This is a genomic window from Nannocystis punicea (assembly GCF_026965555.1).
In the GTDB taxonomy this organism is placed as follows: Bacteria; Myxococcota_A; Polyangia; order Nannocystales; family Nannocystaceae; genus Nannocystis; species Nannocystis punicea.
In genome coordinates this window covers 4,012,902-4,027,452 of sequence record NZ_CP114040.1, presented here as the reverse complement: position 1 = coordinate 4,027,452, position 14,551 = coordinate 4,012,902, and the positions used below count along the sequence as shown (strand labels likewise).

Sequence of the window (14,551 nt, the reverse complement as noted above, 5' to 3'; positions counted from 1 at the left end):
GACATGGCTTCTTCGACATGTCCGCTCGGGCATGCCCTGAAGCGCACATGCATCGAGGGGCATGCCCCTGCGGACATGCCCCTCGTCGCGCCTCCGAGCTCTCAGCTGTTGCCGAGCAGCTGCTCGACCTCGGTCTGCGAGCCGAGCACCCGGCGGGACAGCTCGAAGTACAGCTCGCGCTCGCGGCCGCCGCGGCGGCTGGCGCGGAGGATCGGCACCAGCGAGTGCAGCGCCTTCACGCGCTCGCCGAGGTCGAGGGTCAAGAGGCGCTCGACCAGCGAGTCCATGTTCGGCGGCTTGTGCAGCAGCTCGGACAGCTCGACGCGGCGACCGACCGGGATCGGCAGGCGCTCGAGCAGGTTGTCGAAGTGGATCGCCTCGTGGAAGTCGAGGTGGCCGTCGAGGTTGACGAACATGGCCGCCAGGCCGACGGTCAGCTCCGCGCGGAGGTGGGCCTGTTGCGTCCAGGTCTCGCGCAGGCGCGCCACGGCGTCGAGGTCGACGCCGAGGCGGCGGGCGATGCGATCGTGGACGGTCGCCTCGACGTCGGAGCCGGTGCCGTCGGCCAGGGCCATCTGCCAGCAGCGGCGCAGGACGTCCTCCTGCTTGTCCTCGTCGGTCAGCGGCGGCAGGTCGTTGAAGCGGCGCTCGAGCTGCTCCTGGCGCGACAGGATCTCCATCCAGATCATCTGGTCCTGCTCGCTGAGCGCCGAGCCGACGTAGCGCAACACTTCGTCCCACTCGCCGATGTCGAGGATCTCGTCGGCGTGGGCGATGAGCCCGCAGCCCACCAAAATCCATTCTTGCTCGGAAGTGAGCGCCACCTTGCCTCTCTTTCGCCTCCCGGAAGGGTACAACAGATCGACCGGGGCGGCGGCCGGCCTACTCGACCACGAGCGTCTCCTCGGCCAGGGCCAGCTCGGTCGGGCGTTCGGCCAGCCACAGGCTCGGGGGCAACCGGCGCAACACCCACACCAGCCCCGACTCCCCCAGGCCCAGCGGAGACGGCAGCTTCAGCCCGAACAGCGCGCTGATCTGGTCGCCGAGAGTCGGCGGCGCTGGGACGTGGCGCACTTCGCCCTCGCCGGGCCTCATTTTCGCCTGTTCACGGGCGTAGACGATGGCCTCGCGCAACCCGCCGTAGGCGTCGACGAGGCCGAGCTCGCGCGCCCGCACTCCGCTCCACACGCGTCCGCGCGCGAGCGCGTCGACCTGCTCCGCGGTCAGCTTGCGCGCCTTCGCCACCCTCGCCGTGAACTCCTGATAACTCGCGTCGACCCCCGCCTGGGCGGCCGCCCGCTCGTCCTCGCTGTACGGCTTGAACCACGTGTAGAGCCCCGCGCGGGCCCCGTAGTCGACCGACTCGACCTTGACCCCGAACTTCTCGAGCACGCCCGAGACGTCGACCTTGGGCCGGAACACCCCGATGCTGCCCGTCTTGGTGGTCGCGTCGGCGAAGATGTAGCTGCCCGCGGTCGCCACGTAGTAGCCGCCGGACGCCGCCACGTCGCCCATCGAGATCACGACCGGCTTGAGCTTGGCCACCCGCTCGAGCGCCCGCGCCATGTCGTCCGACGCCGCCACCGACCCGCCCGGGCTGTCGATGCGGACCACCACCGCCTTGACCCGACGGTCCTCGCGCAGCCGATCGATCGCCCGCACCAGAGTGTCGCCGCCGGCCAGCACGCTGCCGACGATCGGCACGGTCAGGCTCGCGCCGTCGCTGATGGTGCCCTCGACGTGGACCACCGCGATCGCCGGACCTGGCCCAAAGGACATGTCATGCACCGGCAGCCGGCTCGGGGCCTCCAGCGACACCTTGCGCTTCAGCCACTTCTCGAGCTCGCCCTCGAGCTCGTCGGCGTAGCCGACCGCGTCGATCATCCCCGCCCGTAGCGCCTGCTCGGCCGTGTGCGGCGCGGTGTCGATCCACTTCACCACCTGCTCCGGCGTCGTCTTGCGGCCCTGCGCCACCGTCCGCACCACGTGGTTCCAGATGTCGGTCAGCAGCAGCCGCCGCTGCGCGTCCGACTCCGGCGTCGGCCCGCTGCGCTCCCACTGCTCCGGCCGCGACTTGTACTCGTACGCGCGCACGAACTCGGCCTTGGCCCCGAGGCGCCCGAGCAGCTCGGCGTAGTAGAAAATCTCCGAGCGCATGCCGACGATCGACAGCCGCGCCCCCGGGTGGAGAATCACCCGGTCCGCCGCGGTCGCCAGGAAGTAGTCCTTGAGCCCCGCGCCGCGCAGGTACACCACCACCTTCCCGCCGCGCGCCCGCACCCGCAGCATGGCCTCGCGGATCTCCTCGATCTCGCCCCAGCCGTTGTTCGAGCCGTCGACCTCGAGCGCCACCACTGCGCGAGCGCCTCGCAGCTCCGAGACCTTGTCGAGCGCGTCGATCAGCCGGCCCGCCCCGCGGTCGCCGCCGTACTTGTCGACGTCGAAGCGCAGCGCCTCGAGCGGCGGCTGGGCCACCGTCGCGTAGCGCTCGGCCGACGCGCGCAGCTTGAACGCCCCGCCCTGCGCCCCGTAGCCCTCGGCGCCGCTGGGCCCGAGCACCGGCGCCGCCGCCACGCCGAAGTGGGTAAAGTCGAGCTCGAGCCCGACCATCGCCCGCACCGCATTGGTCGCCTCGCGCTGGCCGATCGTGTTGACGAAGTAGCGCTCGACCTCGCCGAACAGCCGCCAGCTCTTGCCGCCCGCCGCGATCCGCCCGCGCGGCGAGACCACCGGGGTGTGGAACCGCGGGTCGGAGTTGGGCAGCGGCACGATGCGCGCCCCGAGCCCGAGCTCGAGCGAGCGCGAGCCCTTGATCGGCCGCACCGCGACCTCGGCGTCGAGCTCGAAGGGCTGGCGGCGATCGAGGAGCGCCGGCCGCGGCGGCTCGGGGATCCGCAGGTCCTGGCCCGCGCGCGGCGTGTTGATGGCCCGCGCCACCAGCCCCAGCGCCACCACCCGGCTCGGGTGGTACGCCAGCGACAGCTCGGCCTGGTGCAGCCGCTGCGCGTACAGGTTGTGCTCCGACCACGTGCGCGCGTAGCTGATGCCGAGCGACAGCCCCGGGGCCCAGCGCATCAGCGGCACCGCGGCCGCCAGCGTCAACTTGTTGTAGTCGAGGTCGGCCGGGTACCAGTCGTCGCGGTACCACTCGACGAAGTCCTGGCTCGGCAGGCGCCCGCAGCCGAACGGGCACAGCCGCTGATAACCTGCCCCGAGGGACAGGAAGGTGTCGGCCAGCTTCTGCCCGAACAGCTTGAGCTGCAGCGGCACCGCCACGAACACCCCGAACCCTCCCCCGCGCCGCTGCGACGCCGCGCGCGTGTAATTGCCGGCCAGCACCCCGCTGAACCCGCGCAGGAAGCCCATCGCCGCCGGATTGACCGCCACCGCCGCCGCGTCGGCCTCGCCGGCCACGTGGCTCTGCGGCATGTCGATGTCGCGCAGCAGCGAACGGCCCTCGCCCTCGCCGAACGGCGCCGGCTCCGGCGGCGCCGCCTCGGCAGTCGCCGCCAGGCCGACCGCCAGCAGGGCAATCACTGGCGACCAGGTCGACCGGGGGCGAGCAGCCATCACGGCTGAACCCATACCACGGTCACGCCCTCGCCGCCCTCGGCCTGCATGCCCGGGCGGGTCCGGCGGATGAACGGCTGCTCGGCCAGGAACTCGCGCACCGCCTTGCGCAGCGCCCCCGTGCCGTGCCCGTGGATCACCACCACCACCTCGCGGTCCTTCTGCATCGCCTCGTCGAGGAAGCGGTCGATCGCCCGCAGCGCGTCGTCGGCCCGCGCCCCGCGGACATCCACGCTGTTGTCGATCCCCACCTCGATCGCGCTCGCCGACTCGCCGAAGTGCTGCCCCGCCGTCGACGGCAGCGCCTCCGGCACCTCCCAGCGGTGGATCGGCGCCGTCACGTTCGGCTTCACCTTCGCGCGCGTGCGCGCCGGCGCCCGCAGCGAGCGCAGCTCCGTCAGCGGCACGGTCGTCCGCAGCGCCTCGACCTGCACCACCGCGCGCTCGCCCTTCACCGCCAGCACCTCGCCCTCCTTGCCGAGCGACACCACCATCACCCGGTCGCCCGGGCTGAGCTGCACCGGCGGCTCGCCCGGGGCCTTCGCCGCCGGCTCGCGGCGCTCCGCCAGCTGCTCGCGGCCGGACTGCAGCCCCTCCTTGGCCGCCCCCAGCGCCGCGTCGATCTTGCCCTCCTTCTCCGCCTTCCGCACCGCCTTGCGCAGCTCGGCCACCTCCGCGTGCAGCGCCCGCAGCTCCGCCGACGCCGCGTCGTACGCCTTCTGCTTGCGGCTCTTCGCCTGCTCGAGCGCGGCAGCCTCGCGCTTCGCCACCTCTTGATTGCGCCGGCGCAGCTCGGCCCGCTCGCGGTCGACCGCCTGCCGGGCAGTGATCAGCTTGTCGCGCTCCGCCACCACTTCCTGCAGCAGCTGGTCGACGCGCAGCCGCCCCTCGTCGAGCAGCCCCTGCGCCACCTCCAGCACCGGCGCCGGCAGCCCCAGGCGACGCGCCACCGTCAGCGCGCTCGACGGCCCCGGCACCCCGATCAGCAGGCGGAACGTCGGCATCAACTTCTCGAGGTCGAAGCCCACCGACGCGTTGACGAAGCGCCCGGGGAACCGCTGCGCCAGCAGCTTCAGCCGCTCGTAGTGCGTCGTCGTCACCACCGTCGCCCCGGCCTCCGTCAGCGCCAGCAGGATCGCCTCGGCCAGCGCCGCGCCCTGCTCCGGATCGGTGCCGACCGCGATCTCGTCGAGCAGCACCAGAGTGGGCTCGACCTGCGCCGCCGCCAGCGCCGCGCACACGTGCTGCATGTGCGCCGAGAAGGTGCTGAGGTTGGCCGAGATCGACTGGTCGTCGCCGACGTCCGTCACGATCGCGCCCACCAGCGGCACCCGGGCCGGTCGCCGCGTCGGCAGGCGCAAGCCGGCCTGCGCCATCAACGTGCACAGGCCCAGCGTCTTCAGGGCCACCGTCTTGCCGCCCGCGTTCGGCCCGCTGATCACCAGCGCCGAGCCGACCTCGAGCACGATGTCGTTCGGCACCACCTCGACCCCGGACAGCACCATCAACGGGTGGCGCGCGGCGACCAGCTCGAAGCGCTCCATCGCCGCTTCTTCTTCACTGGCGCGCGCCGCCCCGACCTCGGGCGCCACCCCGTGGTACGCGTCGGCGAAGCGCAGCCGCGCGTGGATCGCATCGATCGCGATCAGCTGCCCTTGATTGCTGCGCAGCTGAGCCGCCGCCTGGCCGACGCTGCGGCTCAGCTGCTCGAGCACCCGCCGCTCCTCGGCCGCCGCTTGCATCTGCGCCGCGCGCAGCGAGTTGTTCTCCTCGATCAGCTCGGAAGGCTCGACGAACAGCGTCTGCCCGGTCGCGCTGCTGTCGTGGATGATGCCGGTCAGCGAGCCGCGGCGGTTGAACGCGTCGGCGCGGACCGGCAGCACGATCCGGCCCTCGCGCTCGGTGTAGTACGAGTCCTGCAGCACCTCCGCCACACCTGTCTGTTTGACCAGGCGACCCGCCGCCTTCATAAGCGACGCCTTCAGCTCGCGCACGCGCTGGCGGGCCTTCTGCAGGCCAGGGCTCGCGCCGTCGACCACCCACGGCTCGCCGTCGGGGCCGTCGGGGGCGATCGAGCGGCCGAGCGCAGTCGCCAGATCTCGCTGGGGGTGGAGCTCCCCGATCCGTGTCGCCAGAGTGAGCACCCCGGGATCGCTCGCATAGCCTCGCTCCGCCGCGACCAGCGCGTGCAGATCCACGCACAGCTTCACCGCCTGCAATTGGCGCAGGGCTGCGAGCAGTTCCGCCGGCAGCAGCATCACCCCGCGGCTGGCGCGCACGACGGCGTCGGAGATGTCGGTCAAAGCCCCCAGCGCGTCCGCCAGATTCCCTGGCGCGCCTGACTCGCGGGCCAGGGACGCCTGCACTGCCAGGAGCGCCTGCAGCCCGTCCTGCTCGGCGAGCAGCGTTCGCACCTGGCCCGGCACCGACGTCCGCCGCAGCACCGGCGCCGCGTCGGCCTCGTACGCCTTCTGGGTCAGCTCCGCCGCGACCTCGGCCTCCAGCAGCGCGTGGGCCATCGGCGTGCGCAGGTGTTCGGCGAGGCGCTCGCAGAGCAGCGGCCAGCCGAGGTGCACGAGCACCGAGCGGCTGTTCGGCGAGCTCTTGCTCGTCTTAGTGGATCGCGAATTGTCCCGGCCGTTCACGGCCGCGGATTATGCCCCGTTCCCCGGCCGGGGACTTCCGTGCGCGCGTCGCTTGCGAACACGTCGCGCCTGAAATCGCCCGCCGCCCGCCGCGCGGCCGCGGCGATCTGTCGCCCGCGTCACGGTTTGCCTGCAGCGAATTTTCGACTAGGCACGCATGGCGCAAACGAGATAGGGTACGTTACCCGATGATGCGCGCCTTATCGCTTGTCATCCTCCTGGCCGGTTACTGGGCGCTGCTCTCCGGACAGTTCCACAACAACTTCCTGATCGTCTGCGGCGTCGTCTGCATCGCCTTCGTGTTGTGGATGGCGAGCCGGATGGGGCTGGTCGACGACGAGGGCGCCCCCGCGCGCTACTACGGCGCGCTTCTGCTCTACGTCCCCTACATCATCTGGCAGGTCTTCCTCGCCAACTGGGACGTGCTGAAGCGGATCTGGGCCGCCGACATGCCCATCGATCCACGCCTCACGCGGATCCCCTACAGCACCCGCGCCGGCTTCGTCACCGTCACCTACGCCAACTCGATCACGCTCACCCCGGGCACCGTGACCATGCAGGTCACCGAGACCGAGATGCTTATCCACTCGCTGACGAAGGAAGGCGAGGACGGCCTCATCGAGGGTGACATGGAGCGCCACTGCAAGCGCCTGGAGGGCGGTTGATGTCCACGATCTACCTGATCACCGCCGTCGTCCTGATCGTCGGCGCCTTCATGCTGCTCTACCGCGCGCTGGCCGGGCCCACCGTCTACGACACGATCCTCGCCACCAACGCGATCGGGACCAAGACGATCGTGTTCGTCACCCTGCTCGGTTACATCAGCGGCCGGACCGAGTTCATCGACATGGCGATCATCTACGCGCTGATCACCTTCATCACCACGATCGCGATCCTCAAGTACATCGAGAAAGGTCGGCTCGACTAGCCATGCACTGGAACGAAGTCGTCTGTACCGTCCTGCTCGCGCTCGGCTGCGTCATCAACTTCTCCGGCTCCTACGGCGTCCTCAAGTTCCCCGACTTCTACGCCCGCCTGCACGCGGCCGGCAAGACCGACTCGCTGGCGCAGGTGCTCATCCTGTTGGGCCTCGTGTTCGTCACGCCCGACCTGCTGACGCAGGTCAAGCTGATGCTGGTCGCCTTCATCCTCCTGATCGTCGCGCCCACGGCCACCTTCGCCATCACCAAGGCCGCGCACCTCGACGGCCTGGCCCCGTGGACGCGAGGAGGCCGGCAGTGAACGCCGTCGTCCTCATCGACACCCTCCTCCTCCTCCTCGTCACCGCCACCGCGGTGGCGATCATCGAGGTCCGCAGCCTCTACGCCTCCTCGATCCTCACCGGCATCTACAGCCTCCTGATGGCGCTGGTGTGGGTCAACATGCACTCGATGGACGTCTCGTTCACCGAGGCGGCCGTCGGCGGCGGCATCAGCACGATCCTCCTGATCGGCACGCTGGTCCACGTCGGCCGCGAGGAGAAGCCGATCAAGAAGCGGCTCCACGTCCCCGCCCTGATCTTCACCGCCCTGACCGGCGCCGCCCTGATCTACGGCACCCTCGACATGCCGCGCTTCGGCGACCCGGCGGCGCCGATCCATCACTACCGCGTGCCGGAGATGATGGCCCAGACCGTCGGCTTCGTGAACGGCACGCCCGGCAAGCAGAAGCCGCCCGAGGGCTTCGACGTCGAGCGCTACCGGCGGTTCGACGGCCGGGTCACCGGCCCGATCCCGGACGACCCGAAGGACACCGCCTGGCGCGAGAGGTCGATCCTGCAGACCGAGGGCCTGATCGTCCCGCAGGTGCGCGCCGCCCACGAGCCGCACGCCGAGCCGGGCCATCACCTCCACCCGCCTGACGACTTCAACGGCCACGTCCCGAACTCGGTCACCTCGCTGCTCGCGGCCTACCGCGGCTACGACACCATGTTCGAGACCACGGTGATCTTCACCGCCGGCGTCAGCCTGATCCTCCTGCTGCGTCGGCCGCGGCGCGAGGGCTACCTGCAGCCCGGCGCAGTGATGAGCGACCAGGTCATCCTCCGCGTCGTCGCCAAGCTGTCGATCCCCTTCATCCTGCTCTTCGGCTTCTACGTCATCACCCACGGCGAGCTCGGCCCCGGCGGCGGCTTCCAGGGCGGCGTGGTGCTGGCGACCGCGTTCATCCTCTACGCCCTCATCTTCGGCCGCGCCGCGCTCTACCGCGTGGTCCCGCCGCCGGTCAGCGACATGCTCACCGGCGTGGGCGTGCTGATCTACAGCGGCACGGGCGCGGTCTGCATGCTGCTGGGCGGCAAGTTCCTCGACTACTCGATGCTCAACCCGGCTCTCCCGGGCGACGGCGAGTCGCTGGGGATGACCCTCGTCGAGTACGGCGTCGGCATCACCGTCAGCATGGTCATGCTCACGATCTTCAATCAGCTCGCGGAGGAGCGCTCCACGTGACCGGTGCCCTCGGGATCTACAACTACTGGATCTACGTCCTGTTGATGATGATCGGGCTGTACGGCGTGATCGCCAAGCCCAACCTGATCAAGCAGGCGATCGCGCTGGGCCTGTTCCAGACGGGGATCTTCCTCTACTACATCTCGATGGCGGTGATCGACGGCGGCACCGCGCCGGTGTGGACCACCATCCTCGACGGGGCGCAGAAGTACGAGGGCCCCTACGACAACCCGCTGCCGCACGTCCTGATCCTGACGGCGATCGTCGTCAGCGTCAGCGTGCTCGCGGTGGCGCTGGCGCTCATCATCAACATCAAGCGCACCTACGGCACCATCGAATACGACGAGATCGAGGCGATGGACCAGGCCGACAAGCGCGCCGACTATCAGCGCGGCCAGGTCGTCGACGCCGCCGACGACGTCGAGCACAAGCTGGAGGGGCATCACCATGCTTGATGCGTTCGAGATCGTCCCCAACCTCCCCGTCCTCGTCGTCACCACCCCGCTGATCGGCGGGATCCTGACGATCGCCATGGGCCGCGGCAAGGGCCCGTGGGCGTGGGCCACCCTCATCACCGGCCTGGTGTTCTACTTCACCGTCCTGCTGATGCAGCAGGTCCTGGCCGCAAAGACAGGTTTCATCTCCTACGAGCTCGGCAACTGGCCGCGCCAGTGGGGCATCGAGTACCGCGTCGACGCGCTCAACGCCTTCATCCTGCTCACGGTCGCCGGCGTCGCGTTCGTCACCACGCTGTACGCCCAGAAGAGCGTGGAGAAGGAGATCCCGCAGGACCGCCACAACTTCTTCTACGCGGTGTGGGTCCTCGCGGTGTGCGGCCTCCTGGGCATCACGGTCACCGGCGACGCCTTCAACGTCTACGTCCTGCTCGAGATCAGCTCGCTGACCGTGTACGCGCTGATCGCCATGGGCAAGGACATGAACCGCCAGGCCCTCACGGCCAGCCTGCGGTACCTGATCCTCGGCTCGGTCGGCGCCAGCTTCATCCTCCTGGGCATCGGTTACCTGATGATGGTCACCGGCACCCTCAACATGGAGGACATGCACGACCGCCTCGCGGCCCTGCCGGACGCGGTCCACAACCGCACCGTCCTGGTCGCCTTCGCGTTCCTGCTGTGCGGCCTCGGCCTGAAGATGGCCCTGTTCCCGCTGCACATGTGGCTGCCCAAGGCCTACACCTACGCGCCCTCGGCCGTCAGCGCCCTGCTGTCGGCCACGGCGACGAAGGTCGGCATCTACATGGCCTTCCGCTTCCTGTTCACGATCTTCGGCGTCGGCTTCTCGTTCGTGGCCATGCCGGCGAACGTGGTCCTCAGCGTCGCCGCGTGCGCCGGCATCCTCGTCACCGGCGTCACCGCCGTGCGCCAGACCAACCTCAAGCGCATGCTGGCCTACTCCTCGGTCGGCCAGCTCGGCTACATCGTCGCCGGCTTCGCGCTCGCCAACGTCCACGGCGTCGCCGGCTCGGTCATCCACATCTTCAACCACGCGATGATGAAGGGCGGCATGTTCATGGCCGCCGGCGCGATCATGTACCGCCTCGGCCGCTGCGACCTGCGGGCCGTCCGCGGCCTCGGCAAGCGCATGCCGCTGACCATGGCCGCGTTCGTGGCCGGCGGCCTCGGCCTGGTCGGCTTCCCGCTGACGGCCGGCTTCATCTCGAAGTGGTACCTCGTGCAGGGCGCCCTCGAGGCGCCGCACATGTGGCCGGTCGCCGCGGTCGTCCTGGTCGGCTCGCTGCTGGCCGTCGCCTACACCTGGCGCGTGGTCGAGGCCGCCTACTTCCAGGAGCCCGAGGGTGACAGCGCCCTCGTCACCGAGGCGCCGCTGTCGATGGTCGCGCCGATGTGGATCCTCATCGGCGCCAGCGTGTACTTCGGCGTGTCCGCCACCTTCACCGGCGAGATCAGCATGCGCGCCGCCAAGAGCCTGCTCGGAGGGGCCCCATGATCCACCTCGACGTGAGCCCGCCGCTGCTGGCGGTCTACATCCCGCTGCTCGGCGCCCTGCTGATCTCGCTCGCGGGCCGCTGGCCCAACCTGCGCGAGCTCGTCACCCTGCTGACCGCCGGCACCCTGCTGTGGGTGGTCGCCGGCATCGCCCCGACGGTGCTCGCAGATGACTTTTGGGCCAGCTTCGCCAGGGCTCCGGCGATCAAGATCGCCGAGGTCCTGCCCGGCATCTGGCTCGAGCTCAAGGTCGAGCCGCTCGGCATGCTGTTCGCGCTGATCGCCAGCAGCCTGTGGATCCTCAACTCGATCTACTCGATCGGCTACATGCGCGGCAACCACGAGAAGAACCAGACCCGGTTCTACGTGTGCTTCGCCCTGGCGATCGCCAGCGTCATGGGCCTCGCCTTCGCCGGCAACCTGTTCACCCTGTTCGTCTTCTACGAGGCGCTGACGCTGACCACCTACCCGCTGGTGGCCCACAAGGGCTCCGCCGAGGCCATCCGCTCGGCCCGCACCTACCTCGGGATCCTCGTCGTCACCTCGGTGTGCTTCCTGCTGGCCGGCATCATCGGCACCTACGTGTTCACCGGCGGCGACATGACCTTCCGGCCAGGCGGCGTGTTCAAGCGCGCGCTGGCCGACGGCAGCCTGACCGCGCCCACTCTGGGCATCCTGTTCGTCCTGTACATGTACGGGATCGGCAAGGCGGCCTTGATGCCGGTGCACCGCTGGCTGCCGGCCGCCATGGTCGCGCCGACCCCGGTGTCGGCGCTGCTGCACGCGGTGGCGGTCGTGAAGGCCGGCGTCTTCACCGTCCTCAAGGTCATCGTCTACGTGTTCGGCCCGGCCGTGCTGGTCCGCTACGGCGCGGGCGAGTGGCTGATCTACATCGCCGGCGCGACCATCCTGATCGCCTCCTGCATCGCCCTGTTCCAGGACAACCTCAAGCGGCGGCTGGCCTACTCGACGGTCAGCCAGCTGAGCTACGTCATCATCGCCGCCGCCCTGCTGTCGCCGCTGTCGATCACCGCCGCCGCCCTGCACATCGCCGCCCACGCGTTCGGCAAGATCACCCTGTTCTTCGCCGCCGGCTCGATCTACACGGCGGCGCACAAGACCGAGATCAGCCAGCTCGACGGCATCGGCCGGCGCATGCCGATCACCATGGCCGCGTTCACCATCGGCTCGCTGTCGATGATCGGCCTGCCGCCGACCGCCGGCTTCGTCAGCAAGTGGTACCTGCTGCAGGCCACCTGGGAGACCGACGCTCCGTTCGTCCTGATCGTCGTCATCCTCTCGACCCTGCTCAACGCCGCCTACTTCCTGCCGATCGTCTACCGCGCCTTCTTCGTCGCCGAGGCGAAGCACCACCGCGAGCCGCACCAGTCCTCGGCCGACGGCGACTTCGGCGACCACGCCGACCACCACGGCCACGACGCCCACGACCACGGCGAGGCCCCGTGGCCGATCGTCGTCGCCCTGTCGTGCACGGCCGCGGCCACCATCGCGTTCTTCTTCTACAGCGACCTCGCCATCGGTCTGGCGACCCAGCTCCGGAGCGGCCTGCCATGAGCCTCGAAGATCCTCGGACCATTCGCAAGCTGTGGACCATCTCCCTGGTCGTGCTGGCGCTGCTGGTGCTGGCTGACTTTTGGGTCATGAAGGACCCGCACCACCACGCGCACTTCGGCGTCGACGGCACGTTCGGCTTCTACTCCTGGTACGGCTTCGGCGTGTGCGCCGTCATGGTCCTGGTGTCGAAGTTCGTGATCGGCCTCGTTTTGAAGCGGAAGGACACCTTCTACGATGACTGAAGCCGTCGGCCTGCCTCCTCCGGGCATCATCCTGGTCCTCGGCGGCCTCGTGCTCCCGCTCCTCCGCGGGCTCGGCCCGGCCGTCGCGCTGCTGCTGCCGCTGCTGACTCTGGCGGCGATCTGGGCGATCCCCGACGACCTCACCGTCACCATGCCGTTCATGGGCCAGTACGACCTCACGGTCCTGGCCTTCAACCCGCCCACCAAGGTGTTCGCCACCATCTTCGCGGTGATGGCCTTCGCCGGCGCCCTGTTCGCCCACCCGATCACCGGCCTCGACAGCGAACGCGGCCGGCGCTGGCGCGTCGAGCTGCCGGCCGCCTTCGTCTACGCCGGCTCGGCCATCTGCGTCACCTTCGCCGGCGACATCCTCAGCCTGTTCCTGTTCTGGGAGCTGATGGCGATCGGCTCCACCACCGTGATCTGGAGCGCCGGCACCAAGGAGGCCGGGCGCGCCGGCTACCGCTACGCCCTGGTCCACTTCGTCGGCGGCGTGCTGCTGATGGCCGGCATCCTCGCCAAGGTGTTCGCGCTGCAAGCATCAGGCGTGGCCGACCCGCTGGCGCTGCACCACTACTTCTTCGGCGCGGCCGGCTTCGAGGGGCTGTCTCTCGGGACAGGTGACGCCGCGGCCTGGCTGATCCTGCTCGGCATCCTCGTCAACGCCGCCGCCCCGCCGCTCGGCTCGTGGCTGGCCGACGCCTACCCGGAGGCGTCCGAGAGCGGCACCGTGTTCCTCTCGGCCTTCACCACCAAGACGGCAGTCTACGTGCTGATGCTGCTGTTCGCCGGCACCCAGCTGCTGGTCTACGTCGGCCTGTTGATGGCGGTCTACGGCATCGTTTATGCCATCCTCGAGAACGACATGCGGCGGATCCTCGCCTACTCGATCGTCAACCAGGTCGGGTTCATGGTCTGCGGGATCGGCATCGGCACCGCCATGGCGCTCAACGGCGCCGCCGCCCACGCCTTCGCCCACATCGTCTACAAGGCGCTGCTGCTGATGTCGGCCGGCTCGGTCCTCTACATGACCGGCAAGCGCAAGTGCACCGACCTCGGCGGCCTCTACCACTCGATGCCGGTCACCATGACCTGCGGCATCATCGGCGCTTTGGCGATCTCGTCGTTCCCGCTGACCTCGGGCTTCGTCACCAAGTCGATGATCAACCAGGCCGCCGCCGACCAGCACCTCGCGCTCGCGTGGTTCACGCTGACCGCGGCCTCGGCGGGCGTGTTCCTGCACGCCGGCATCAAGTTCCCGTGGTTCGTGTTCTTCCAGAAGGACTCGGGCCTGCGCCCGCCCGACCCGCCGTGGAACATGCGCGCGGCGATGATCTTCTTCGCCGCGGTCTGCATCCTCCTCGGCGTCCCCGGCCTCTACGGCCCGCTCTACGCCATCCTCCCGTTCCCCGCGGCCGCCGGCGAGACCCTCTACGCGCCCTACACCGTCCCGCACGTCATCAACCAGCTGCAGCTGCTGCTGTTCTCGGGCCTGGCGTTCTTCGTCCTGCTACCGGTCCTGAAGCGCACGCTCACGATCACCCTCGACGCCGACTGGTTCTACCGCCGGCTGTTCCCCGGGACGTGGAAGCACCTCCTGCGCCCCGTCGTCCTCGCCTTCCGCGAGTTCTTCGACTACCTGTTCGGCCAGCTGCCGCAGATGGCCAAGGACACCGTCTACTCGCCCCCGCAGGAGGCCCGCATGTTCAAGGAGTGGGGCCTCGGCGGCGCCATGGTCGTGATCACCGGCTTCCTGTTCGTCTACCTCGTGCTCGGCTACATCGCCGCTTGAGCCGCCGGCGCGCCGCTCGCTGCGCCGCGCCGTCGACCTCCGCAGCTCGACGCCTCGGCGCTCGGCCCGGACCTGTCCTTTCGGACATCCGCCGAATCTCGCCGCTCCGCTCGCGCCGACGTCGACCCTGTCGAGGCCGCTCGCTCCCCGGACACGGCCTTGACTCGGCGCTCCCCGGGGAAACCGGCACGACGCCGCGGGTGGCATTACCCTGTGTCGTCGACGCGAGGTCGGGATGACGACCAGCGACCGTTCCCCCAGCGAGAAACAGCCGGCGCGCGCGAGGCTCGAGCCCGCGAGCCGCTGGCCGCTC

General features: G+C 69.8%; 12 protein-coding genes. 9 read left to right on the top strand and 3 right to left on the bottom strand.

Annotation, left to right across the window (positions count from 1 at the left end; translation table 11 throughout):
• Positions 1-101: 101 nt before the first annotated feature.
• The 3 genes from O0S08_RS15480 to O0S08_RS15470 are packed head-to-tail and all read right to left on the bottom strand — an operon-like array spanning position 102 to position 6,152.
• Complete coding sequence (locus O0S08_RS15480; RefSeq protein ID WP_269039916.1) at positions 102-824, bottom strand: TerB family tellurite resistance protein; 723 nt, start codon at positions 822-824, stop codon at positions 102-104.
• A gap of 58 nt (positions 825-882) precedes the next feature.
• Entirely contained in the window at positions 883-3,537 is a 2,655-nt protein-coding gene (sppA, locus tag O0S08_RS15475; RefSeq protein WP_269039915.1) for a signal peptide peptidase SppA, read from the bottom strand.
• 32 nt (positions 3,538-3,569) lie between these two features.
• The gene (locus O0S08_RS15470) at positions 3,570-6,152 is read right to left on the bottom strand and encodes an endonuclease MutS2 (protein WP_269039914.1); all 2,583 of its coding nucleotides are present in this window, start codon (positions 6,150-6,152) and stop codon (positions 3,570-3,572) included.
• Between the two features lie 251 nt (positions 6,153-6,403).
• Here O0S08_RS15470 and O0S08_RS15465 point away from each other — a divergent pair, with 251 nt between their 5' ends.
• Genes O0S08_RS15465 through O0S08_RS15425 form a run of 9 tightly spaced genes read left to right on the top strand, consistent with a single transcriptional unit; the run spans position 6,404 to position 14,238 of the window.
• Positions 6,404-6,880 (top strand): Na+/H+ antiporter subunit E, encoded by a 477-nt coding sequence (locus tag O0S08_RS15465; protein WP_269039913.1) that lies wholly within the window; start codon positions 6,404-6,406, stop codon positions 6,878-6,880.
• On the top strand, positions 6,880-7,143 hold the full coding sequence (locus tag O0S08_RS15460; protein WP_267708687.1) for an MrpF/PhaF family protein: 264 nt from the start codon (positions 6,880-6,882) through the stop codon (positions 7,141-7,143). The genes O0S08_RS15465 and O0S08_RS15460 overlap by 1 nt, the downstream gene beginning before the upstream one ends.
• A 2-nt stretch (positions 7,144-7,145) precedes the next feature.
• Positions 7,146-7,457 (top strand): monovalent cation/H(+) antiporter subunit G, encoded by a 312-nt coding sequence (gene mnhG, locus O0S08_RS15455; protein ID WP_269039912.1) that lies wholly within the window; start codon positions 7,146-7,148, stop codon positions 7,455-7,457.
• On the top strand, positions 7,454-8,662 hold the full coding sequence (locus O0S08_RS15450) for a Na(+)/H(+) antiporter subunit B (protein ID WP_269039911.1): 1,209 nt from the start codon (positions 7,454-7,456) through the stop codon (positions 8,660-8,662). Before mnhG ends, O0S08_RS15450 begins: the two co-directional genes overlap by 4 nt.
• Complete coding sequence (locus O0S08_RS15445; RefSeq protein ID WP_269039910.1) at positions 8,659-9,117, top strand: cation:proton antiporter subunit C; 459 nt, start codon at positions 8,659-8,661, stop codon at positions 9,115-9,117. Before O0S08_RS15450 ends, O0S08_RS15445 begins: the two co-directional genes overlap by 4 nt.
• The gene (locus O0S08_RS15440) at positions 9,110-10,630 is read left to right on the top strand and encodes a monovalent cation/H+ antiporter subunit D family protein (protein WP_269039909.1); all 1,521 of its coding nucleotides are present in this window, start codon (positions 9,110-9,112) and stop codon (positions 10,628-10,630) included. The genes O0S08_RS15445 and O0S08_RS15440 overlap by 8 nt, the downstream gene beginning before the upstream one ends.
• Complete coding sequence (locus O0S08_RS15435) at positions 10,627-12,204, top strand: monovalent cation/H+ antiporter subunit D family protein (protein ID WP_269039908.1); 1,578 nt, start codon at positions 10,627-10,629, stop codon at positions 12,202-12,204. The genes O0S08_RS15440 and O0S08_RS15435 overlap by 4 nt, the downstream gene beginning before the upstream one ends.
• Positions 12,201-12,446: a hypothetical protein gene (locus tag O0S08_RS15430; protein ID WP_269039907.1), complete on the top strand. Its 246-nt coding sequence runs from the start codon at positions 12,201-12,203 to the stop codon at positions 12,444-12,446. Before O0S08_RS15435 ends, O0S08_RS15430 begins: the two co-directional genes overlap by 4 nt.
• Positions 12,439-14,238 (top strand): Na(+)/H(+) antiporter subunit D, encoded by a 1,800-nt coding sequence (locus tag O0S08_RS15425; protein WP_269039906.1) that lies wholly within the window; start codon positions 12,439-12,441, stop codon positions 14,236-14,238. Before O0S08_RS15430 ends, O0S08_RS15425 begins: the two co-directional genes overlap by 8 nt.
• The last annotated feature ends 313 nt before the right edge of the window (positions 14,239-14,551 follow it).

Bases quoted from the DNA above. Each gene is read 5' to 3' on its own strand.
- O0S08_RS15465 (WP_269039913.1), top strand. From the start codon at position 6,404: ATGATGCGCGCCTTATCGCTTGTCATCCTCCTGGCCGGTTACTGGGCG.
- O0S08_RS15460 (WP_267708687.1), top strand. From the start codon at position 6,880: ATGTCCACGATCTACCTGATCACCGCCGTCGTCCTGATCGTCGGCGCC.
- mnhG (WP_269039912.1), top strand. From the start codon at position 7,146: ATGCACTGGAACGAAGTCGTCTGTACCGTCCTGCTCGCGCTCGGCTGC.
- O0S08_RS15440 (WP_269039909.1), top strand. From the start codon at position 9,110: ATGCTTGATGCGTTCGAGATCGTCCCCAACCTCCCCGTCCTCGTCGTC.
- O0S08_RS15435 (WP_269039908.1), top strand. From the start codon at position 10,627: ATGATCCACCTCGACGTGAGCCCGCCGCTGCTGGCGGTCTACATCCCG.
- O0S08_RS15430 (WP_269039907.1), top strand. From the start codon at position 12,201: ATGAGCCTCGAAGATCCTCGGACCATTCGCAAGCTGTGGACCATCTCC.
- O0S08_RS15425 (WP_269039906.1), top strand. From the start codon at position 12,439: ATGACTGAAGCCGTCGGCCTGCCTCCTCCGGGCATCATCCTGGTCCTC.